Genomic DNA, 22,399 nt, shown 5'->3' with positions numbered 1-22,399 from the left:
CGTGAAAAGAAGGGGCTGGCCAAGGCTGACCGAATCCAGAGTTGTTATGGAGCGCTGCAAGTCTTGGCCGCTTGTGCCCGGAAACTCATCAGCAGCGCACCGACCGCCAGCACGATCAGCACCGCGCCATACACATCGGTGGTGGCCAGCAGGCCCACGCTGTGGGTGAAGTGCCCGGCCAGCAACGCCGGCAGGCAGAACGCGAGGTAACTCAGCACATAGAACGCCGACATCAACCCGGCGCGCTCATGAGGCAATGCCAACGGCACCAGGCTGCGCACCGCACCGAGAAAACCGGAGCCAAATCCACAGCCGGCCACCAGCGTGCCGAAGAAGAACAGCGACAGACTGGCACTGTGCACGCCCAGCAGAACCAATACGATACCGGCCGGCAGCAGGCTCGCCCCGAGTTGCAGCGCTCGGGAAGCAGGACGATTGCGCAATGTGAAGATCATCAATGCACCGGTGACGGTCAACGCCGCCACAGTCGCGCCGCCGATCAGGTTGGAAGTGGAGCCAGTGGCCGTGCGCACCAGCGACGGCGCCAGCGAGGCGTAAAAACCGCCGAGGGCCCAGGTCGCAGTGTTCAACGGCAACACTCGCCACAGCGTCGAACGCGCCTGAACCGGCACATGCAGGGTCGGCCGCAGCGAGGCCCATGCCCCGGCTTGCGGCGAGACGCTTTCCGGCAGGCGCCAGACATAAATGCCCTGCAACACAAACAGCGCGAGCAGCAACCAATAAGTCAATTGCAAAGGCGCCGGGGCGAACTCGGCCAGCAAGCCACAGCCCATGCCGCCCAACGCCATACCCAGTAGCGGAGCAACGCTGTTGATCAACGGCCCCTGCTGGCGATCAGTGTCCAGCAGCGTCGCGCTCAACACGGCGGTGGCCATGCCGGTGGCGAAGCCTTGCAGCACTCGCGCGCCGATCAGCCAGCCCACGCTGTCGGCGTAGATAAACAGCAGCATCGCCAGCGCATTGAGCGTCACGGCGGTGAAGATCACTGGTTTGCGTCCCAGGTGATCCGACAGCGACCCGACTGTCAGCAGCGCGGCCAGCAGACTCAGCGCGTAGACGCCGAAAATCAGGGTCAGTACCGCTGCCGAAAAATGCAGCTGATCCTGATACAGGTGATACAACGGCGTCGGCGCAGTGGAAGCGGCGAGAAAACTCAGTAAGGTGATCGCCAGAAACCACAGGTTGGAACGGTTGGAAGCAAGGCTGGTCATGGGCACACTCCGCAAAAGCTAATTTTTTGCTTTTGCGGAGTGTGCTCTCGGCTTGCGCTTAAAGCAAATTCTTTGTGTTAAGGTCTGCCGCATGGCTATTAAAGAAGGTTTACGCCCCGGCGGTCGCAGTGCCCGGGTGCAAGAGTCGATTCACTCGGCAGTCCGTGCGCTTCTGCAAGAACAGGAGCGTTCAACGGTGACCGTCCCGCAAATCGCGGCCCGCGCTGGGGTGACGCCGTCGACGATTTATCGGCGCTGGGGAGATCTGGCCGCCTTGCTGGCGGACGTCGCCCTCGCCCGCATGCGCCCCGACAGCGAGCCGGCAGAAACCGGCAGCCTGCGCAGCGACATCCGTGCGTGGGCCGAACAATATCTCGACGAAATGAGTTCTGAACCCGGGCGCAACATGATGCGCGACGTGCAGGCGAGTGCGACGCCGGGCTTTTGCGTAACGATCATCGGCGCGCAATTGCAGACCATCGTCGAGCGTCACCCAGAGGAAACGGCGCCGAGCGTGGATCGGCTGATCAATCTGGTGGTGTCCCCGGTGGTGTTCCGCATTCTTTTTTCGGCGGCGCCGCTGGAAGTCGAAGAACTGCACCGTTTGATCGACATCGCGCTCAAACCGGACTGACCCCAGAACTGCCCGGTTCTGTTCCTGCGACACCCCGCCGCGCCACGACCTTGGTCGACACTGACTAACCGTCGCGCCCGTGCGAGACTGTCTGACCGGGCGCAAGTCCGGTCGTTTTCTGTCGGGAGTGTTCCATGTCGTTGTCCACCGGGCTGATCGCCGCCGTCGCCCTGGCCTATATGGCCATCATGTTCGCCATCGCCTTCTACGGCGACCGTCGCAGCACACCGCTGCCGCCACGGGTGCGTGCCTGGGTGTACAGCCTGTCGCTGGCGGTCTATTGCACCAGCTGGACGTTTTTCGGCGCGGTCGGCCAGGCCGCCGAACAACTGTGGTCGTTCCTGCCGATTTATCTGGGGCCGATCCTGCTGCTGCTCGGTGCGCCGTGGGTGCTGCAGAAAATGGTGATGATCAGCAAACAGGAGAACATCACCTCCATCGCCGACTTCATTGCCGCCCGTTACGGCAAATCCCAGTCGTTGGCGGTGGTCGTCGCGCTGATCTGTCTGGTCGGCGTTCTGCCCTATATCGCCTTGCAGCTCAAAGGCATTGTCCTCGGCGTAAACCTGCTGATCGGTGCCGGCGCCGACGCCATGGGCACCCGCGCCCAGGACACCGCGCTGATTGTGTCGCTGGTGCTGGCGCTGTTCACCATTGTTTTCGGTACGCGCAACCTCGATGCCACCGAGCACCACCGGGGCATGGTGCTGGCGATTGCGTTCGAATCGCTGGTCAAACTGTTCGCCTTCCTTGCCGTCGGCGCCTTCGTCACCTACGGGCTGTATGACGGCTTTGATGACCTGTTCAATCAAGCGATGCTCGCCCCGCGCCTTGAGGAATACTGGAAAGAAACCATCAACTGGCCGTCGATGGTCGTGCAGACCGGCGTGGCGATGATGGCGATCATCTGCCTGCCCCGGCAGTTCCACGTGACGGTGGTCGAGAACATCGACCCGCAGGATCTGCGCCTGGCCAAATGGGTGTTCCCGGCCTACCTCGCACTGGCCGCGCTGTTTGTAGTCCCGATCGCCCTGGCCGGTCAGATGATGCTGCCCAGCTCGGTCATCCCCGACTCTTTCGTGATCAGCCTTCCATTGGCCCAGGCCCACCCGGCGCTGGCGATGCTGGCGTTTATCGGCGGTGCATCGGCGGCCACCGGCATGGTGATCGTGGCGAGCGTGGCGCTGTCGACCATGGTCTCCAACGACATGCTGTTGCCGTGGCTGCTGCGCCGCAACAATGCCGAGCGCCCGTTCGAAGTGTTCCGCCAATGGATGCTCTCGGTGCGTCGGGTCAGCATCGTGGTGATTCTGTTGCTGGCCTACGTCAGCTACCGCTTGCTCGGCTCCACCGCGAGTCTGGCGACCATCGGCCAGATCGCTTTCGCGGCGGTCACTCAACTGGCCCCGGCGATGCTCGGCGCGTTGTACTGGAAACAGGCCAACCGGCGCGGCGTGTTCGCCGGCCTGGCCGCCGGCACGTTCCTGTGGTTCTACACCCTGATCCTGCCGATTGCTGCACGCAGCCTCGGCTGGTCGCTGGACAGTTTCCCCGGCCTCGCTTGGCTGCACAGCAACCCGTTGAACCTGCCCATCACCCCGCTGACCCAAGGCGTGGTGCTGTCGCTGGCGGGCAACTTCACGTTGTTTGCCTGGGTCTCGGTGCTGTCGCGTACGCGGGTGTCGGAGCACTGGCAGGCCGGGCGCTTCATCGGTCAGGAAATCAGTGCACGGCCGAGCGCGCGCTCGATGCTGGCGGTGCAGATCGACGATTTGCTGCAACTGGCGGCACGCTTTGTCGGTGAAGAACGCGCGCGGCAGAGCTTCATCCGCTTCGCCTACCGACAGGGCAAAGGCTTCAACCCGAACCAGAACGCTGACGGCGAATGGATCGCCCACACCGAGCGCTTGCTGGCGGGTGTCCTTGGCGCCTCTTCGACGCGAGCTGTAGTAAAAGCCGCCATCGAAGGTCGGGAAATGCAGCTTGAGGACGTGGTCCGGATCGCCGACGAAGCGTCGGAAGTTTTGCAGTTCAACCGCGCGTTGCTGCAAGGCGCGATCGAAAACATTACCCAGGGCATCAGCGTGGTCGACCAGTCCTTGAAACTGGTGGCCTGGAACCGTCGCTACCTGGAACTGTTCAACTATCCGGACGGCTTGATCAGCGTTGGCCGGCCGATTGCCGACATCATTCGCCACAACGCCGAACGCGGCTTGTGCGGCCCCGGCGAAGCGGAAGTCCACGTCGCCCGTCGCCTGCACTGGATGCGCCAGGGGCGCGCCCACACTTCCGAGCGACTGTTCCCCAACGGCCGGGTGATCGAGCTGATCGGCAACCCGATGCCCGGCGGCGGTTTCGTCATGAGCTTCACCGACATCACCGCGTTCCGCGAAGCCGAGCAGGCCCTGACTGAAGCCAACGAAGGGCTGGAGCAACGGGTCAGCGAGCGGACTCAGGAACTGTCGCAACTCAACGTCGCGTTGACCGAAGCCAAGGGCAATGCCGAGGCGGCCAACCAGTCCAAGACCCGCTTCCTCGCCGCCGTCAGTCACGACCTGATGCAGCCGTTGAACGCGGCGCGGCTGTTCTCCGCCGCCCTCTCCCACCAGGACGACGGCCTGAGCGGCGAAGCGCAGAAACTGGTGCAGCACCTCGACAGTTCGCTGCGTTCGGCGGAAGACCTGATCAGCGACCTGCTGGACATTTCCCGCCTGGAAAACGGCAAGATCAACCCGGATCGCAAGCCGTTCGCGGTCAATGAGCTGTTCGATATTCTCGGCGCGGAGTTCAAGGCGCTGGCCCAGGAACAGGGCCTGAGCTTCCGGGTACGCGGCAGTCAGTTGCGCATCGACAGCGACATCAAGTTGCTGCGGCGGATTCTGCAGAATTTCCTCACCAACGCTTTCCGCTACGCAAAAGGCCCGGTGCTGCTGGGCGTGCGTCGACGAAAAGGCGAAATCTGTCTGGAAGTATGGGATCGCGGGCCAGGGATTCCGGAGGACAAACAGCAAGTGATCTTCGAGGAATTCAAACGCCTCGACAGCCACCAGACCCGCGCCGAAAAAGGTCTGGGCCTGGGCCTGGCGATCGCCGATGGCCTGTGCCGCGTGCTCGGCCATACCTTGCGCGTGCGCTCATGGCCGGGGCGTGGCAGCGTGTTCAGTGTTCGCGTGCCGTTGGCCAAAGCGCAGACCGTGCAGCCACCAGCGGCGGTGGAAATCAATGGCAAATTGCACAGCGGCGCGCAGGTGCTGTGCATCGACAACGAAGACAGCATTCTGATCGGCATGAACAGCCTGCTCACGCGCTGGGGCTGTCAGGTCTGGACCGCGCGCAACCGCGAAGAATGCGCGGCGCTGCTCGACGACGGCGTGCGGCCACAATTGGCATTGGTGGACTATCACCTGGATCATGGCGAAACCGGCACCGATCTGATGGCCTGGTTACGCACAAGGCTGGGCGAGCCGGTGCCCGGCGTGGTGATCAGCGCCGACGGACACCCGGAAACCGTGGCGCAGGTTCATGCAGCGGGACTGGATTATCTGGCCAAACCGGTAAAACCGGCGGCGTTGCGGGCGTTGTTGAGTCGCTATTTACCGCTCTAGCAGAGCGGCTTATTCAGGCAGTTCGACCAAGCCGTCGGCATCGGTCATTGCGCGTTCCAGCAGATCCGCCGGCAGACTTTTGCTGGCTCGCGCGCCGAGCAACTTGAGCTGTTCGCTGCGGCTGACCAGGTTGCCGCGCCCTTCTGTCAGCTTGTTTCGCGCTGCGCTGTAGGCTTTGTCCAGTTGCTGCAAGCGATTGCCGACTTCGTCCAGATCCTGAATGAACAACACGAACTTGTCGTACAGCCAGCCGGCACGCTCGGCGATTTCCCGGGCGTTCTGGCTCTGGCGCTCCTGCTTCCACAGGCTGTCGATGACTCGCAGTGTCGCCAGCAATGTGGTCGGGCTGACGATCACGATGTTGCGGTCGAAAGCTTCCTGGAACAGCGCCGGTTCGGCTTGCAGCGCAGCGGAAAACGCCGCTTCGATGGGCACGAACAGCAAGACGAAATCGAGACTGTGCAAGCCTTCCAGACGCTTGTAATCCTTGCCGGCCAGGCCTTTGACGTGGCTGCGCAAGGACAGCACGTGCTGTTTCATGGCGATCTGGCCGATGGCCTCGTCGTCGGCAGCCACGTACTGCTGATACGCGGTGAGGCTGACCTTGGAGTCGACCACCACCTGCTTGTCGCCCGGCAGGTAAATGATCACGTCCGGCTGGAAACGCTCGCCGTCCGGGCCCTTGAGATTGACCTGGGTCTGGTACTCGCGGCCCTTCTCCAGCCCGGCATGCTCAAGCACGCGTTCAAGAATCAGCTCGCCCCAGTTGCCTTGGGTTTTCTGGCCCTTCAAGGCGCGGGTCAGGTTAGTCGCTTCGTCGCTCAGGCGCAGGTTCAGTTGCTGCAGACGCTCCAGTTCCTTGGCCAGCGAAAAACGCTCGCGGGCTTCGGCCTGATAGCTTTCCTCGACGCGTTTTTCGAACGACTGGATGCGCTCCTTCAACGGGTCGAGCAATTGACCGAGGCGTTGCTGGCTGGTTTCGGCGAAGCGTTGTTCGCGCTCATCGAAGATCTTGCCGGCCAGTTCGGCGAACTGGGCACGCAGCTCGTCTCGGGAACCTTGCAGGTCATCCAGACGTTGTTGATGGCTTTCCTGTTGCTCGCGCAATTCGGCATTCAGCGAAGCCGCCTGGGCGTCCAGGCGCCGCAATTCGGCTTCCTTGTTGGCGCGTTCGATGTTCCAGGCGTGGGCGGCGTCACGGGCGTCATCGCGCTCGATCTGCAACAGCTCGACCTCTCGGCGCAGGGCCGCGAGATCCGCTTGTTTGGAGGCGTTGGCCTGGCCGAGGTCGGCGATTTCATCGCGACTGGCTTCGAGCTGTGCAGTGAGGCCGTCCTGGGCCATCTGCGCCATGGCCAGCCGCTCCTCGAGCAACGCGACTTCAGACTGGTTCTGACTGGCCCGACGTTGCAGTTGCCAGGCCAGTGCCAGCAGCGGCACGGCCGCGCCTGCCAGCCCCAGCAGGATGCTGGTCAAGTCCATCGCCATAGTGATTCCCGCCGATCCGATAAAGCCTGAAGGTTAACCAAGGCGCCAGGTCTTGGACAGCTCAGTCTTCGATCAGGCCGAGTTCCTGCTGCGCGCGTCGGTCACCGGCGCGGGCGGCCTGACGCAGCAGATCCTGGCCGATGCGACGATCCCGGGCATTGCCGCACTCACGGCACATCAACTGGCCGAGACGACTCTGCGCCGCGACCACCCCTTCCCGGGCCGGTTGCTTGAGCAGGCGGCCGGCGAGGTGCTTGGCATTCTGGCTGTCGCCCAGACGCGGGCTGTCCAGCAGCCATTCGGCCACGCGCACGGAGAATCGCTTGGGAGCGGTAACACGAGGGGGTTGGGAGGTAACAGATTCTGGAGCTGAACGAAACTTCATAACGCACTGTGGGGCAGATCGGAAGGCGCGCCACTCTACTCTTTTTTTCGCACAGGTAAAGTCGAAAAAAACCCGGCACGCCCGTGCTAGAGCAAGCGCTCGGGACAATCCACAGAAGCTGTGGATAACTCAGTGGACAACCGTCCTCCAGCCGCCGCAAAGCCTTGTGGAATGGGCCTCGCAGTCAAACTGACGATTTTTTCACCAGTTAAAAAAAGCGATGTTTTTCATTGACTTAAACTTTCGATGCAGGCAGCCATCGGGGTCAGGATCGTTGTGACAGCGTCGTTACAGTCTGCGCAACTAATGTGCACAAGTACCTGTTACGCGGTTATATCGATGCGCCTTTTCGGGTCGTTTTGGCATTCGGGCTGGGGATAAGCCCCTGCGCCGAGCTTCAGCGCCGGTCATGTCGTGGCGACCGACGGTCATGATATGAGCCAGATCGGGGCAGGCTCCGGGCCTGGGCAATGTTTCTTGATTTTTTTTGATCAGCGGGTTTGCCTTCCGGGGATCGTTCCGTTAGTATCCGCGGCGTTAGTACCAAGCTGAAAGTCAATTCCGGTCGAACACACCCCACGGTCAGCCTTCTCTCACAGAAGCCTCCACCGACAAAAGCGGGACCGACCCCTCGATGGTTTCCAGGTAAATCTTGCGACGACACAGCCTTTGAATCGAATGCAAAGGGTGTTGCGAAGAGCACTTACTCTGACCGAACCAACCTGCAAATTGATCAGGATCTTCACCCCGGGCCCAGAACCTCTGCCCTCGATGTGTTGCCTGTCCTCCTAAGTACCTACCTGCCAGCCCAAGCGCGCCAACTTTTATAGCGCTCGAACTGGCTGCCTTGTTCCAGTCGGGTTCTTCGTTCGACCAATGGTGGTTGACGTTACTGGAACGTTTTAACGTTGCACGGTTCTTATCCGTGTCATTTGTAGGAACACCTAATAACTATGTCGACTCAAATCCAGACTCAGGATGCCATTCGCACCCTAACCAACGCTTTTGCTCCAATGAACTGCCTGATCATGGCCGCTCGCAAAGGCTGCTTCAGCTTCACCGTGGTCAATGAACACGGGATCGCCCGCCACAGCGAGCGTCTGTACCCCGATCAATACTCCAGCGCCGAACCGCTGCAGGCCGTGATTGATCGCACCCGTCAGGCATTGATCGCCTGAGAGGCCGAAATGGCTGCAAAAGCAAAAGCCCCGCTGAAAATGCGGGGCTTTTTATTGCCCGATGTTTCACTTTTCCCACTTTCTGCCTAATCACTAACCGATATAACGGTTATAACGCCTCGCCGGAAATATTTTAAAAACAGGCCTTTACGTCGCGAATATGACACTACACTTCAACTCAAGCGGCGTGATCCGCTTCCGGCGAGCCTGAGTCGATCCACAGCTGCCAAGCTCCCCTTCAGGTCTCGCCGCCCGATAACAAGATCCGAGGGTTTTATGGGTATCGCTGCCAGCGAACTGTGCCGCTACGTGATCCGTCCTACGCTGATTTACCTGGGACGTCACTGCGCAACTGCCGAATCCCTGCTGCTGGGCATTGCCGCCAGCCAGTCTGCCCTCGGTTCCGCCCTGCATGACCGCCGTGGCCACGGCCTGTACCGGATCGCCGAACACCGTCACCAGGCGCTCTGGGATCATTACCTGGCGCTGGATCCGGAACGCGCCAGCCTGGTTCGCGGACTCGCCAGCCAGCATGCGTTCCTCAGCGGCCCGCATCTGGAACTGACCGTCAACCTGCGTTACGCCACAGCCATTGCCTGGCTGCTGGTGGAAGAACAAAACCCCGTCCTCCCCGAGCCGGACGATCTGCTGGGCATGGCGCGCATCTGGCGTCAGACCTTCCAGCCTCAAGGTCGTCTGCGTGACTTCACCTGCGCCTGGCAAACCTGTGTTTCACCACTGAATCAGGTCGCTTGCTGACCCGCCGGTTTCGCAACATCGTCCATCAGGTGGCGAATCTGGTCGGATTGTCCTACAAAACCGCTCTAACTCAAGGCATACGGACTATAGCGCTGGGACGAAAATGTTGGTAATTTTCGCCCCGGTGATCACCAGGAGTTCTAATAATGAAAAAAGTCATGCTCAAAACCACCCTTAGCCTTGCCGTAACCGTGGCATCCACCCAGATCTTCGCAGCTGGCTTTGCCATCAACGAACACAGCATCAGCGGGATGGGGACTGGGTACGCCGGGCGATCTTCTTCTGCCGACGACGCAAGCACTGTTTATGGCAACCCTGCCGGCATGTCGCGCATCACGCGCGAACAAGTCACTGGCGGCGTTGCATTCCTCGACGCAAAAACCGATATCAATGACGCCAGCTCCAGCCCGAACGGCGGCAGCAACAAAGGCGACATGGTGCCCTTCACCTCCGTACCTATGGGCTACTACGTCAAGCCGATCGACGAGCATTGGGCATTCGGCCTGGGTGTGTACGTTCCCTTCGGCCTGATCACCGACTACGAAAACGGCTTTGCCGGCCGTTACTTCGGCAGCAAGTCCGAAGTCCAGGTCATCACCTTCCAGCCGACTGTCAGCTACAAATTCAACGACGTGGTGTCGATCGGTTTCGGTCCGACCATCAACCGCATCGACGGTGCGCTGGAATCCAACCTGTCGATCACTCAGGCTGCGCCGGACGGCAAGGTCAAGATCAAGGGTGACGACACCGCACTGGGTTACAACATCGGCGTTCTGGTCCAGGCTACCGACACCACTCGCCTGGGTCTGACCTACCACTCGAAAGTTGACTACAAGCTCGAAGGCAACACCAAGGTCAACTACGGTGTACTGGGCGCGATCGGCCTGGGTGCGAACCAGAAATACGATGCTTCGCTGAAGATCACCACGCCTGAATCCGTGGACTTCTCGGTCACTCAGGCGATCAACGACCGCTGGAACGTCTACGCCGGTACCACCTGGACCCGCTGGAGCCAGCTGGAAAAGATCACCGTCAAGAACTCCGGCGTACAGCCTCTGCTGGCTGGACAGTTCGGCGAAATCACCGAAGAACAGAACTGGCACGACACTTGGGCTTACGCCATCGGTACGTCCTACCAGCTGAACAAGGAATGGGTACTGCGTACCGGTCTGACGTTCGACCAGTCGCCGACCAACAACGTCGACCGTTCGCCACGCATCCCGACCGGCGACCGGACCATCTTCAGCATCGGTGCCGGCTGGAGCCCGACCGAAGACCTGACCATCGACGTCGCCTACTCGTACCTGAAGGAAGAGAAGGTCAACATCCGCAACGAAAACGATCGTGGCCAGAGCTACAACTCGCAATATGAAAACTCGGCAAACGGCTTCGGTGTCGGCGCAACCTACCGCTTCTGATGCTGTACGGCGAGGCTGAGCTCTTTACCATTTGAGGCCTCGCCCACTAAAAAGCCCCGCTCTCTTCACAGAGGCGGGGCTTTTTATTGCGCGTCGATCAGGGTTTCAGCGGTTTGGAGGCAATGGCTTTCTCGATGGCCGCCAGAAACTCCGGATCATCCGGTTTGGTCAGGCTGGAAAAATTGGCGATCACCTTGCCCTGGCGGTCGATGACGTATTTGTAGAAATTCCACTTCGGTGCGCTGCTTTGTCTGGCCAGCACCTGAAACATGTGAGTGGCATCGTCACCCCGGACCTTCTGTGGCTCGGTCATGGTGAACGTCACTCCGTAGTTGGCGTAACAGACCTTGGCGGTCTCGGCGCTGTCCTTGGACTCCTGCTTGAAGTCATTGGAGGGCACGCCGAGCATTTCCAGGCCCTGGGCCTTGTAGCGCTGATTGAGCGCTTCGAGCCCCTCGAACTGCGGCGCGAAACCACAGAAGCTGGCGGTGTTGATCACCACCAGCGGTTTGTCGGCGTAGCGCTGACACAGGTCGATGGATTCCTTGGCCCGCAACTTGGGCAACGAACCTTGCAACAGATCCGGACAGTCCGCCGCCTGGGCCAGTCCGGTCAACGCCATCAGCAACGCGGGAACAGCACACCAGCGCTTGAGCATGTCGGGCATCCTTGAGCAATCGTCAGACCTCGACGTTACTCGCCCTCCCGCCGGTCTAGCAAGCGCCCATGCCCAATTGCATCAGCGCCAGCCCGCCCTGATGCCACCCCCACCACACCAGCGCCAGCAGCGCGGCGCCAAGTGCGGTGATGACGATCTGCGGCCAGTAACGGTTCATGCAGCGCTCGCACGCGGTTGCAGGCGCTCGACCGGACGCTCGCGCACCGGCCAGTTCAGCGCAGCTGCCAGCAGGCTCAAAAGAATCGCCACTTGCCAGATCAAGTCATAACTCCCGGTCCGGTCATACACCACCCCGCCCAGCCAGCCGCCAAGGAACGAACCCAACTGATGGAACAGGAACACGATCCCACCGAGCATGGACAGGTTTCGCACGCCAAACAAGGTCGCCACCGTACCGTTGGTCAACGGCACCGTCGACAGCCACAGGAAGCCCATGGCCATGCCGAACAGATAGGCCGAAGTCGTCGTCACCGGCAGCCACAGGAACAGCACGATCACCACGGCGCGCAGCAGATAGAGTCCGGTCAGCAGACGCGGCTTGGACATGCGCCCACCGAGCCAACCGGCGGTGTAAGTGCCGAAGATGTTGAACAGACCAATCAACGCCAGCACAGTGGTGCCGACGCTGGCCGGCAGGTGCTGATCGACCAGATACGCCGGCAGGTGGACGCCGATGAACACCACCTGAAATCCGCAGACGAAAAAACCAAACGCCAGCAGCCAGAACCCGGAATGCGAGCAGGCCTCACGCAGGGCTTCGGACAGGGTTTGTTCATGGCCGAGCACCGGCAGCGGTTTGTCCTTGAGCATGCTCACCAGCGGCACGATCAGCGCCACCAGCAGGCCCAGCACCAGCAATGCCGCCGACCAGCCGAGCCAGCCGATCAGCCCGAGGGTGCCCGGCAGCATGGCGAACTGGCCGAAAGAACCGGCAGCACTGGCGATGCCCATGCCCATGCTGCGTTTTTCCGGCGGCACAGCGCGGCCGACCACGCCGAGGATGACCGAGAACGAGGTGCCGGACAGACCGATGCCGATCAGCAGACCGGCGCTCAAAGACAGGCCCAGCGCGGTTTCCGACAGGCCCATGAACACCAGGCCCAAGGCGTAGAGCACACCGCCGATCAACACCACTTTTGCCGCGCCGAAGCGGTCGGCCAGTGCGCCGGTAAACGGTTGCGCCAGACCCCAGATCAGGTTCTGCAAGGCGATGGCGAAGGCGAACACCTCACGGCCCCAGCCGAACTGGGCGCTCATCGGCGACAGAAACAAACCGAAGCCGTGCCGCACGCCCAACGACAACGCCAGAATCAGCGCACTCCCCAGCAACACCCAACCGCACGTACGCCACATCGAACTCATTGTTATTCTCCAGTCGCGGGTATATACCCGCTTAGATTCGGAAAAAACCGGCCCTCAGGCCAGTTCATCCAACAGCCGCAGCAAGGTTTCACGCTTCTCGGCACCCAGTCGGTCGATCAACCGCTGCTGCGCCGCTTCCCAGGCCGGCAGGGCCGCTGCGAGGCGTTGCGCACCGGTTTCGGTGAGCCGGACGATGCGATTGCGCATGTCCTCGCCCTCGGCCAGCGCCACCAGCCCCTCGCCTTCCAGCACCCGCAGATTGCGCCCGAGGGTACTGCGATCCAGCCCCATCGCTTCGGCCAGTTCGGAAATGCTCGGCTGATCCAGCCGCTGCAGATTGCACAGCAAAGAATACTGGGCAACGTTGATCCCGAAGCCGTCGAGAGCGCCGTCGTAATGCCTGCTGACGCCACGGGCGGCGCGTCGCAGATTGGTGCACAAACACTGAGAAGGAAGCATGATGCGTGTATATACCCGCGACTGTGTTAAATCAAGTTACAGATCAAAGTTACTTATCAAAACAAGGCCAGCCCGACCAGCACTGACATCTCCAGCAATTCCAGCAAGGCACCGGCCGTATCACCGGTGGTTCCGCCCAGTCGCCGCACCATCAGATGCCGTAGCCAGATAAACACGACGACCGCCAGCAGCAACGCCACGACGGCGTTGAACCCGGCGATCACCATGCACGCTGCCGCACTCACCGCCAGCACCTGCCAACCCGTCTTGCGCGGCAGATGATCGGCCAGCGCCTGCCCCAATCCGCCGGCCCGGACATAGGTCGTGGTGAGGAACAACGCGAGCAGCGCCGCTCGCCCGATCAGCGGCACGATGATCAACGCCATGCCCTGCTGTCGTTCGATCAAGGCCAGCAATGCGGCGAACTTGAGCAGCAACACCAGCACCAGCGTCACCACCGCGATCGGCCCGCTGCGCGGATCTTTCATGATCGTCAGCGTGCGTTCACGATCACCGAAACCGCCGAGCCACGCGTCGGCGCTGTCCGCCAACCCATCGAGGTGCAACGCGCCGCTGAGCAGCACCCAAACCGTCAGCAACAACGCGGCATGCAACAGCAATGGCGCGCCGGCCAACGCAATGTTCAGCGCCCAGAGAATCACGCCGAACAGCAAACCCACCAGCGGATAAAACAGCAGCGAGCGCCCGAGTTGTTCAGGTGCCGGCATGCCCGGCAGACGAATCGGCAAGCTGCTGAGAAATTGCAGGGCGATCCAAAGGGGCAGCATGTCAGCGCACTTCCCTGAGCGAACCGTCGGCCTCGACGATCAGCGAAAACAGCGCGCCATGGCCGACTTCGACATTGAGCAGTTGTTCACGGGGCAAACCACGAGCCCGCGCCAATAGCAGACGCATGACGCCGCCATGGCTGACCAGCAACACCCGCTCACCCGCGTGCGCCGCGTGCAGTCGCATCACCGCCGCCAGCACCCGTGCCGAAAAATCACTGACCGGCTCACCCTGCGGCGGGGTAAACCCATACGGATCCGCCCAGAACAAACCCAGCGCCTCGGCGCCGGTTTCCATCAGTGCCGCCGCACTCTGCCCTTCCCAGGCACCGAAATGCAGCTCCTGCAGATTCTTCTCCAGAGTTACCGGCAGATCCCGCTGCGCGCTCAACGCTTCAGCAAACCGCGCGCAACGCTGCAACGGCGAGCTGACCAGCCGATCCCACGGCCCCTGCCCGCTGACCGCCTCGCGCATCTGCGCCCAGCCTTTTTCGGTCAGCGCATCGTCGAGGCTGCCGCGCAAGCCGCCGCCGAGCTCGGTTTCACCGTGGCGCAGCATATCCAGACGCAAGGTCATGCCGGACGATCCGCCACCGCCGCTTCGGCGAAGGTCGCCATCTGCCCGTGCAGGTCGCAGGCCAGACGCAACAACGGCACCGCCAGCGCCGCGCCACTGCCCTCGCCCAGACGCAGGCCCAGTTCCAGCAGCGGTTCGGCGCCAAGGGTTTCCAGCACATGACGATGGCCAGGCTCGGCGCCGCGATGGCCGAACAGCAGCCATTCACGGCAGGCAGGATTCAGCCGCACCGCCACCAGCGCCGCGACGGTGCAGATGAAACCGTCCACCAGCACCGCCACGCCTTCCTGAGCGCAAGCCAGAAACGCACCGACCAAAGCCGCAATCTCGAAGCCGCCGAGATTGAACAAGGTCTGCAATGCATCACCACGTTGCGCAGCGTGCAGGGCCAGCGACCGCTCGATCACCTGCGCCTTGTGGCTGACACCTTCGGCATTCAGCCCGGTGCCGGGGCCGGTCAGATGCGCCACCGGGCAATCGAGCAGCGCACAGGCCAGCGCACTGGCAGCCGTGGTATTGCCGATGCCCATCTCACCGCCAATGAACAATTGCGCGCCCGCCGCTTTCGCCCGCAGCACGCTGTCGCGACCGCCCTGCAAGGCGAGTTCGCCCTGGGCCTGAGTCATCGCCGCGCCCTTGGCGAAATTCGCAGTGCCCGGGCCGATGTTCAGGTGACGCACACCCGGCAGGTTCAGCGACGGGGTCACGGTGCCCAGATCCAACACTTCCAGCTGCGCGCCGAGTTGCCGCGCCAGCACGCTGATCGCCGCGCCGCCGCTGACAAAGTTCAGAAGCATCTGCCCGGTGACCTCCTGCGGAAATGCGGAAACCCCTTCGTCGACAACGCCGTGATCGCCGGCAAAAATCGCGATCCAGACCTGATCGAGTGTCGGCTTGATCCGGCCCTGCAATCCGGCCAGTTGCACTGCCACCGATTCAAGTTGTCCGAGAGAGCCGGCGGGTTTGGTCAATTGCTGCTGACGCGCCGCCGCGTTTTCAACGGCGTCCGTATCCACCGGTTTGCACGGGTTCAGCCACCAGGCTTGGGTCATAACGCAGGTCCTTTCAGAGTCAGGGGCAGGCCGGCAACCGTCAGGACGACTCGCTGACAACGCTCGGCCAGAGCTTGATGCAGCCAACCGGCTTCATCGACGTAGCGGCGAGTCAATTCGCCCAGCGGCACGACACCCATTCCGGTCTCGTTGCTGACAAAAATGATTTCACCCGGCAGCGACGCCAGGCATTCCAGCAGGGCCTCGCGCTCGGCGGCGAGGCGTTCGGCGTCTTCGAGCATCAGCAGATTGGTCAGCCACAGCGTCAGGCAATCCACCAGCAGGCAACGCTCGGGACCGGCGGTTTCGCGCAGTACACGGGCCAGTTCCAGCGGCTCTTCGATCAACGCCCATTCGGCGGGACGTCGCGCGCGATGATGGGCGACGCGCTCATTCATCTCGCCGTCGAGCGGCTGGCTGGTGGCGATGTACGTCACGGCCAGCGCGCTGTCAGTGGCGAGCTTTTCGGCCAGGCGACTTTTGCCAGAGCGCGCGCCGCCGAGGATCAACTGGAGCATGGGGAGATTCCACAGAGTTCACGTAACAGCCCGGTATCCAGGTGCTTCTCCACCAGATCCGCCAGCCGCTCGATATCGCGTTCGCGCAGGCCGTGGTAATCCACCTCCTGCACGTCATTCAGACCAGCCCAGCGCAATAGCGCGGCACTGGCCGCCGGCGATTCGAACAGGCCATGCAGGTAGGTGCCGAAAATCTGCCCGTCGGGACTTTGCGCGCCGTCGCAGCGGCCGTCGTCCAGATGCACAGCAGCATTTTCCAACGCAGATCCTGTCGTCACGCCGGCATGAATTTCGTAGCCACTGACCTCGGCACCTTCCAGCGCCAGACGCCCGCGCACGTTGCGCAACTGTTTCTCGGCTTCGAGCTGCGTTTCAAACGCCAGCAATCCCAGACCGGCGCTGGAACCCGGCGCGCCTTCAAGGCCCAGCGGATCGTGAACCTGCTCGCCGAGCATTTGCAGACCGCCGCAAATCCCGAGCACCTTGCCGCCGTAACGCAGGTGACGGCGGATGGCGGTTTCCCAGCCATTGGCGCGCAGATACGCCAAATCGCTACGAACGCTTTTCGAGCCCGGAAGAATGATCAGATCGGCCGGTGGAATCGCCTGCCCCGGGCCGATGAATTGCAGATCCACCTGCGGATGCAGACGCAGCGGATCGAAATCGGTGTGGTTGCTGATACGTGGCAGCACCGGCACTACAACTTTCAAGACTTGCTCGGCCTTGTCGGTCTGGCGCTGGTCGATACCGTCCTCGGCTTCCAGATGCAGATCCATCACATACGGCAGCACGCCCACCACCGGTTTGCCGGTGCGCTGTTCCAGCCAGTCGAGACCCGGTTGCAGCAAGGCGATGTCGCCGCGAAAACGGTTGATGATGAAGCCTTTGACCCGTGCCTGTTCGCTCGGTGACAGCAATTCCAGCGTGCCCACCAGATGGGCAAACACGCCGCCGCGATTGATGTCGGCGATCAACAGCACCGGGCAATCCACCGCTTCGGCGAAGCCCATGTTGGCGATGTCGCCGGCACGCAGATTGATCTCTGCCGGCGAACCCGCGCCTTCGACCATCACCAGCGGATAGGCGGCGCTCAAGCGCTCGTGGGAAGCGAGCACGGCCTGCATGGCGATGGCTTTGTAGTCGTGATAGGCGACAGCGTTCATGCTGGTGACCGCGCGGCCGTGGATGATGACCTGGGCGCCGGTGTCGCTGTTGGGTTTGAGCAGCACCGGGTTCATGTCGGTGTGCGGTTCGAGAAACGCCGCCTGGGCCTGCACCGCTTGCGCGCGACCGATTTCGCCGCCGTCGGCAGTCACTGCGCTGTTGAGCGCCATGTTCTGCGGTTTGAACGGCACCACGGCAACGCCCTGACGGGTTGCCCAGCGGCAGAGCGCCGTCACCAGCGTGCTTTTGCCGGCGTCGGAGGTGGTGCCCTGCACCATTAATGTGGTCATGCGGGTTTTTCCTTGGAGCAATGCTGGGCGAACGCTTGCAGGGCCTGCTCAAGGCGCGCCTCGTCGGCGGCATCGGCGGGCAGCCCGAATCGCAGGCTGCTGTTGTGCGCGAACAGGCGCAGGAGAATGCCGCGTCGGGCCATGAATTCGTGCAACGCGGCGGCCTGTTCGGTGATCAGCCACTGAAACAGCGAGCAACCGCCCTGCGGCTTGAAGCCGTGACGTTCGAGCAGCGCCGCCAGCCGTTCGCTGGCCTCGTCGCTGCGGATCCGCTGGCGAGTATGGCCTTCGGTGTCGTGCAGACAAGCCTGCCCCAGCACGCGAGTCGGCCCGCTGACAGCCCATGGCCCGACCTGTTCGGCCAGCAACCGGAGCAACTTGCGCTCGGCCAGCACGAACCCCAGCCGCACACCGGCCAGACCGAAAAACTTGCCGAACGATCGCAGCACGATCAAACCCACTTGATGCGCATGCGGGGCGAGACTCAGCTGCGGCGTGTTGTCCATGAACGCTTCATCGACCACCAGCCAGCCGCCGCGCTGGGCCAGCCGTGCGTGCCAGTCGAGCAGGCGCGCCGGGGTCAGGTTCAGGCCCGTTGGATTGTTCGGATTGACCACCACCAGCACGTCGAGGCTGTCGAGAAAGAAATCGACTTCCTGCTCCAGCACCTCGCGCACGATATAGCCGCTGCGCCGCCAGGCTTCGGCGTGCTCGGCGTAACACGGCGACAGCACGCCGACCTTGCCGGCCCGGCGCAATCGCGGCAGCAGCTGAATGGCCATCTGCGAACCGGCCACCGGCAGCACCTGGCTGGCGCCGTAGTAATCGCAGGCGGCCTGCTCCAGACCGTCATCGTTTTCCGGCAAACGTGCCCAGGCCCGCAGCGGAATGTCCGGGACCGGAAACGGCCACGGCGCCAGTCCCGTGGACAGGTCAAGCCAGTCTTCTTCCGCGATGCCGTATTCGAGCGCCGCCCTGCGCAACCGGCCACCGTGCTCAAGCATAGAATTCAGCCCCCACGCAGAGAATCAGCAGCCATAACCATACCCCGCGCTGGACCAATTGCCAGCCACGATCAATGGAATCGGCATCCGCCGGTGCGCCCTCGCCCAGTTGCGGACGCTCGTGCAGCTCGCCGTGGTAAATCGCCGGCCCGCCAAGCTCGACGCCCAAGGCACCTGCGCCGGCAGCCATCACCGGGCCGGCGTTGGGGCTGTCCCATTTCGGCGCCTGGGTGCGCCAGCATTTCAACGCGAGTCGGGTCTTGCCCAGCAGCGCGTAGGTCAACGCCACCAGCCGCGCAGGAATGTAGTTGAGGACGTCGTCGATTTTTGCCGCCGCCCAGCCGAATCGCTCAAAGCGTTCGTTGCGATAGCCCCACATCGCGTCGAGCGTATTGCTCAGACGATAGAGCACCACGCCCGGCGCACCGGCCACGGTAAACCAGAACAGCGCGGCGAACACCGCATCGCTGCCGTTTTCCAGCACCGATTCGGTGGCGGCGCGGGCGACGGCCGTGCTGTCCAGCTCATCGGTCTGACGACTGACCAGATACCCGACGCGCTTGCGTGCCTCTTCCAGATCATCGGCGCGCAGGGCCTTGGCCACCGGCTCCACGTGCTCACCCAGGCTGCGCATGCCGAGGGCGCAATACAGCGCAAGAATCTCGACGATCCAGCCCACATACGGCGCCCAGGAAAACGCGGTGGCCAGCAAGGTCAGCGGCAACACCGCAATCACCCACGCGGTGACACCATGGCTGCGCCAGCCGCGACCAGCGCTATTGAAACGTTGTTCGATGCGTCCGGCGAAATTGCCGAACGCCACCAGCGGATGCCAGCGTTTCGGTTCACCCAGCAGCGCATCCAGCGCAACCGCGGCGACACTCAACAACGCCACACTCATTGACTCACTCCCCAAAAATTTTCATACAGCAGCTCATTGAGCGGACGTGCCTGTGCCCACCCTTCGAGTACCAGCATCGGCGCCGGATAGAATTCCTTGACCGGCCCCAGACAAAGCACCGCCAGCGGCTTGGCCCCGGCCGGCAGTTTCAGCAGACCGGCCAGCGCCTGCGGTTCGAACAGCGACACCCAGCCCATGCCCAGGCCTTCGGCGCGCGCGGCGAGCCACAGGTTCTGGATTGCGCAGGACAGCGACGCCATGTCCATTTCCGGCAGCGTGCGACGGCCGAAAATGTGTCGCTCGCGATCGTCCATCAAGGCCGCAACCAGAACCTCGGCGCAGTCATTGATGCCTTCGACCTTGAGCTTCATGAACTCGTCACTGCGCTCGCCGAGGGCTTCGGCGGTGCGCACGCGTTCTTCCTCAACAAGATTCTGGATCTGGCCACGCAAGGTGCGATCGCTGATACGGATGAAGCGCCACGGCTGCATCAGGCCGACACTCGGCGCCTGATGCGCGGCTTCAAGCAAGCGGCGCAGCAGTTCAGGCTCGACCGTGCCACCGCTGAAGTGGCGCATGTCGCGGCGTTCGGCGATGGCGCGGTAGACCGCTTCGCGCTCGGCGTCAGTGAAGGCGTTGTCGGTCATGGCACCAACAGCGCGGCAATCGCCGACGGATTCGACGGGAAATAGAAATGCACGTACGAGGCGGTCATCCGCCCTTCCCGGTAAACCGCTTCAGCCCCACGCCCGCCGTTGGGGCTGTGGCCACGGGCAATCGGCGTCAGTTCGGTGGTGGTCAGGGAATGGTGATAGGTGTGGCCACGCAACAGACCTTCCGGCAAGTCGACTTCTTGCAGCGCCAGCGCGGCGAGGCGTTTCTGCATCACGGCGTCGCCCCTCAACAGGCCGACCAAATCAGCGCGGGTGCCTTCGACATCGGTCAGTGAGTCGAGCAGATAAAGCATGCCGCCACATTCGGCGAGCAGCGGTTTGCCCGCCGCATGGTGTGCGCGGATCGCTTTGAGCATGTTGGCGTTCTGCGACAAGGCAACGTGGTGCAATTCCGGATAGCCACCGGGCAGGTACAAGCTGTCGGCATCGGGCAATTGCGTATCGCGGATCGGCGAGAAGAAACTCAATTCGGCGCCCATCGCCCGCAACAGATCGAGACTGGCGCCGTAGGTGAAGGCGAAGGCCTCGTCGCGGGCGACGGCAATTCGTACGCCTTCGAGCAGTTTTTTGGTCTCAATGATTTCTGGCGCGGCGAATTCCACGGCCGGTGGCAGCGCTACCTCGCAAGTGCCGGCCAGCGCTTCGGCGGCGGCGTCGAGGCGCACGTCGAGGTCATTGAGTTCGCTGGCCTGCACCAGACCGAGATGGCGGCTTGGCAGTTCGATCCCGGTTTCGCGGGACAACGCGCCGTACCAGCGCAGGCCTTCGGTGAGGCTGCCTTCGAGCAACTGAGCATGGCGCACGGTGCCGACCCGATTGGCCAGAACGCCGGCAAACGGCAAGTCCGGCTGATAGCGCGCCAGGCCCAGCGCCAGTGCGCCGAAGGTCTGAGCCATGGCCGTGCCGTCGATCACGCCGAGCACCGGCACGCCGAAATGCCGCGCCAGATCGGCGCTCGACGGTGTGCCATCGAACAACCCCATCACGCCTTCGATCAGGATCAGATCGGCTTCGGCGGCGGCTTCCCACAACAGGCGCCGACTTTCCTGTTCGCCGACCATCCACATGTCGAGTTGATAGACCGGCGCACCGCTGGCGCGCTCGAGGATCATCGGGTCGAGAAAATCCGGGCCGCACTTGAATACGCGGACCTTGCGCCCCTGATTGCGATGCAAACGGGCCAGCGCAGCGGTGACGGTGGTCTTGCCCTGACCGGAAGCCGGCGCGGCGATCAGTACCGCCGGGCAGTGACGTGGTTGATTCAAAGTTCGACGCCTTTCTGCGCTTTGATACCGGCCTGGAAGGCGTGTTTGATCATGCCCATTTCGGTGACGGTGTCGCCCATCTCGATCATTTCCGGCTTGGCAGCGCGGCCGGTGACGATCACGTGCTGCATCGGCGGACGCGCCTGCAGATCGCTGAGCACCTGATCCAGATCGAGGTAACCGTGCTTGAGAGCGATGTTCAGTTCATCGAGCACCACCAGACCGATCGACGGATCACGCAGCAGTTCGCGGGAGACTTCCCACGCGGCTTCGGCGGCGGCGATGTCACGCTGGCGGTCCTGGGTTTCCCAGGTGAAGCCCTCGCCCATCACATGAAAGCGCACTTGCTCGGGGAAACGGCGGAAGAACAATTCTTCACCGGTGCTGTTGCGGCCCTTGATGAACTGCACCACGCCGCACTGCATGCCGTGGCCCATGGCGCGGGCGAGCATGCCGAATGCCGAGCTGCTTTTGCCTTTGCCGTTGCCGGTCAGCACCAGCACCAGGCCGCATTCGTCCGGCGAATTGGCGATGCGCTCGTCGATCACGGCTTTTTTGCGCTGCATGCGCGCCAGGTGGCGCTCGTCGCGTTCGGGGGAATCAATCATGGGGGAGCTCTCCGTTGAGGCTGGATAACGGCGGGCAGGCACAAGAATAGACGGCAACAAGCCTGGCATCGCCCACCGTGATGCCGCTGGATGGATCAGGCCGGTCTCCGGGCTCATGAGCGGCTGGTGCCTGGCTGCGCGCCTTCCCGCTTTACGCAGTGGCATCAGACGCAGCTTTTACTCATTTACCGTTGCGGGGGCAGCGCCGGGATCGTGAGGTTCTTCGCTTGAAGACCCGCCTCACCGGCTTCCCTGTTTCACTCTGTCGACATGCGCCACAGAGCACCTGAAACAAGCCGCGAAGGTTAGAGGGTTGGGGGTGGAGCGTCAATTGAAGAGGGGCTTGTGCGGCTAATAAC

Annotated in this window: 21 protein-coding genes, 1 pseudogene and 1 riboswitch; of the genes and pseudogenes, 5 read left to right on the top strand and 17 right to left on the bottom strand. The window is 62.5% G+C overall.

Features of this window, described 5'->3' with window-relative positions; all coding sequences use genetic code 11:
• Nucleotides 1–44: 44 nt before the first annotated feature.
• A complete protein-coding gene (locus QR290_RS09805; RefSeq protein ID WP_289204797.1) occupies nt 45–1,232 on the bottom strand; it encodes an MFS transporter in 1,188 nt (395 codons plus the stop codon).
• Nucleotides 1,233–1,323: 91 nt separating this feature from the next.
• Here QR290_RS09805 and QR290_RS09800 point away from each other — a divergent pair, with 91 nt between their 5' ends.
• Nucleotides 1,324–1,866: a TetR/AcrR family transcriptional regulator gene (locus QR290_RS09800; protein ID WP_289204796.1), complete on the top strand. Its 543-nt coding sequence runs from the start codon at nt 1,324–1,326 to the stop codon at nt 1,864–1,866.
• 134 nt (nt 1,867–2,000) lie between these two features.
• On the top strand, nt 2,001–5,471 hold the full coding sequence (locus QR290_RS09795) for a hybrid sensor histidine kinase/response regulator (protein ID WP_115077065.1): 3,471 nt from the start codon (nt 2,001–2,003) through the stop codon (nt 5,469–5,471).
• Between the two features lie 9 nt (nt 5,472–5,480).
• On the opposite strand, the gene rmuC is transcribed toward QR290_RS09795, so the two are convergent.
• Both rmuC and QR290_RS09785 read right to left on the bottom strand, forming a co-directional pair.
• Complete coding sequence (gene rmuC, locus QR290_RS09790) at nt 5,481–6,845, bottom strand: DNA recombination protein RmuC (RefSeq protein WP_289205277.1); 1,365 nt, start codon at nt 6,843–6,845, stop codon at nt 5,481–5,483.
• Between the two features lie 175 nt (nt 6,846–7,020).
• Nucleotides 7,021–7,344 carry a hypothetical protein gene (locus QR290_RS09785; protein WP_081493545.1) on the bottom strand — a complete coding sequence of 108 codons (324 nt, stop codon included), beginning with the start codon at nt 7,342–7,344 and terminating at the stop codon, nt 7,021–7,023.
• A gap of 953 nt (nt 7,345–8,297) precedes the next feature.
• Here QR290_RS09785 and QR290_RS09780 point away from each other — a divergent pair.
• The 3 genes from QR290_RS09780 to QR290_RS09770 all read left to right on the top strand — a co-directional run bounded on the left by QR290_RS09780 (nt 8,298) and on the right by QR290_RS09770 (nt 10,699).
• The gene (locus tag QR290_RS09780; protein ID WP_007950419.1) at nt 8,298–8,522 is read left to right on the top strand and encodes a hypothetical protein; all 225 of its coding nucleotides are present in this window, start codon (nt 8,298–8,300) and stop codon (nt 8,520–8,522) included.
• Between the two features lie 276 nt (nt 8,523–8,798).
• Entirely contained in the window at nt 8,799–9,281 is a 483-nt protein-coding gene (locus QR290_RS09775; RefSeq protein WP_007950418.1) for a hypothetical protein, read from the top strand.
• Between the two features lie 146 nt (nt 9,282–9,427).
• On the top strand, nt 9,428–10,699 hold the full coding sequence (locus QR290_RS09770) for an OmpP1/FadL family transporter (RefSeq protein ID WP_115077061.1): 1,272 nt from the start codon (nt 9,428–9,430) through the stop codon (nt 10,697–10,699).
• Nucleotides 10,700–10,796: 97 nt separating this feature from the next.
• Here QR290_RS09770 and QR290_RS09765 read toward each other — a convergent pair whose 3' ends face one another.
• The 14 genes and pseudogenes from QR290_RS09765 to cobO all read right to left on the bottom strand — a co-directional run bounded on the left by QR290_RS09765 (nt 10,797) and on the right by cobO (nt 22,040).
• Entirely contained in the window at nt 10,797–11,357 is a 561-nt protein-coding gene (locus tag QR290_RS09765; protein ID WP_115077059.1) for a glutathione peroxidase, read from the bottom strand.
• Nucleotides 11,358–11,412: 55 nt separating this feature from the next.
• Complete coding sequence (locus QR290_RS09760; RefSeq protein ID WP_256574471.1) at nt 11,413–11,535, bottom strand: hypothetical protein; 123 nt, start codon at nt 11,533–11,535, stop codon at nt 11,413–11,415.
• Nucleotides 11,532–12,740 (bottom strand): MFS transporter, encoded by a 1,209-nt coding sequence (locus QR290_RS09755; protein ID WP_039769832.1) that lies wholly within the window; start codon nt 12,738–12,740, stop codon nt 11,532–11,534. Before QR290_RS09755 ends, QR290_RS09760 begins: the two co-directional genes overlap by 4 nt.
• Before the next feature lie 54 nt (nt 12,741–12,794).
• Nucleotides 12,795–13,199 carry a MarR family winged helix-turn-helix transcriptional regulator gene (locus tag QR290_RS09750; protein ID WP_007950413.1) on the bottom strand — a complete coding sequence of 135 codons (405 nt, stop codon included), beginning with the start codon at nt 13,197–13,199 and terminating at the stop codon, nt 12,795–12,797.
• A gap of 56 nt (nt 13,200–13,255) precedes the next feature.
• A complete protein-coding gene (locus tag QR290_RS09745) occupies nt 13,256–13,987 on the bottom strand; it encodes an adenosylcobinamide-GDP ribazoletransferase (RefSeq protein ID WP_289204795.1) in 732 nt (243 codons plus the stop codon).
• Between the two features lies 1 nt (nt 13,988).
• Complete coding sequence (gene cobC, locus QR290_RS09740) at nt 13,989–14,564, bottom strand: alpha-ribazole phosphatase family protein (RefSeq protein ID WP_289204794.1); 576 nt, start codon at nt 14,562–14,564, stop codon at nt 13,989–13,991.
• Entirely contained in the window at nt 14,561–15,616 is a 1,056-nt protein-coding gene (gene cobT, locus QR290_RS09735) for a nicotinate-nucleotide--dimethylbenzimidazole phosphoribosyltransferase (RefSeq protein WP_115077056.1), read from the bottom strand. The genes cobC and cobT overlap by 4 nt, the downstream gene beginning before the upstream one ends.
• Complete coding sequence (gene cobU, locus QR290_RS09730) at nt 15,613–16,134, bottom strand: bifunctional adenosylcobinamide kinase/adenosylcobinamide-phosphate guanylyltransferase (protein WP_115077055.1); 522 nt, start codon at nt 16,132–16,134, stop codon at nt 15,613–15,615. Before cobU ends, cobT begins: the two co-directional genes overlap by 4 nt.
• Nucleotides 16,130–17,588 (bottom strand): annotated as a pseudogene (locus QR290_RS09725) (cobyric acid synthase); the annotation flags it as partial. The gene cobU and the pseudogene QR290_RS09725, both read right to left, overlap by 5 nt.
• Nucleotides 17,585–18,592, bottom strand: coding sequence for a threonine-phosphate decarboxylase CobD (cobD, locus tag QR290_RS09720; RefSeq protein WP_289204792.1), 1,008 nt, complete (start codon nt 18,590–18,592; stop codon nt 17,585–17,587). The gene cobD and the pseudogene QR290_RS09725, both read right to left, overlap by 4 nt.
• Nucleotides 18,585–19,493, bottom strand: a complete 909-nt coding sequence (gene cbiB / locus QR290_RS09715; protein WP_289204791.1) for an adenosylcobinamide-phosphate synthase CbiB — start codon at nt 19,491–19,493, stop codon at nt 18,585–18,587. Before cbiB ends, cobD begins: the two co-directional genes overlap by 8 nt.
• A complete protein-coding gene (bluB, locus tag QR290_RS09710; protein ID WP_115077052.1) occupies nt 19,490–20,140 on the bottom strand; it encodes a 5,6-dimethylbenzimidazole synthase in 651 nt (216 codons plus the stop codon). The genes cbiB and bluB overlap by 4 nt, the downstream gene beginning before the upstream one ends.
• Nucleotides 20,137–21,432, bottom strand: a complete 1,296-nt coding sequence (locus QR290_RS09705) for a cobyrinate a,c-diamide synthase (protein WP_289204790.1) — start codon at nt 21,430–21,432, stop codon at nt 20,137–20,139. The genes bluB and QR290_RS09705 overlap by 4 nt, the downstream gene beginning before the upstream one ends.
• A complete protein-coding gene (gene cobO / locus QR290_RS09700; RefSeq protein WP_289204789.1) occupies nt 21,429–22,040 on the bottom strand; it encodes a cob(I)yrinic acid a,c-diamide adenosyltransferase in 612 nt (203 codons plus the stop codon). The genes QR290_RS09705 and cobO overlap by 4 nt, the downstream gene beginning before the upstream one ends.
• Before the next feature lie 81 nt (nt 22,041–22,121).
• Nucleotides 22,122–22,345: riboswitch (cobalamin riboswitch) on the bottom strand.
• Nucleotides 22,346–22,399: the final 54 nt, after the last annotated feature.

Source organism: Pseudomonas fluorescens (assembly GCF_030344995.1).
In the GTDB taxonomy this organism is placed as follows: domain Bacteria; phylum Pseudomonadota; class Gammaproteobacteria; order Pseudomonadales; family Pseudomonadaceae; genus Aquipseudomonas; species Aquipseudomonas fluorescens_BF.
This window is presented reverse-complemented; position numbering and strand designations above follow the sequence as displayed.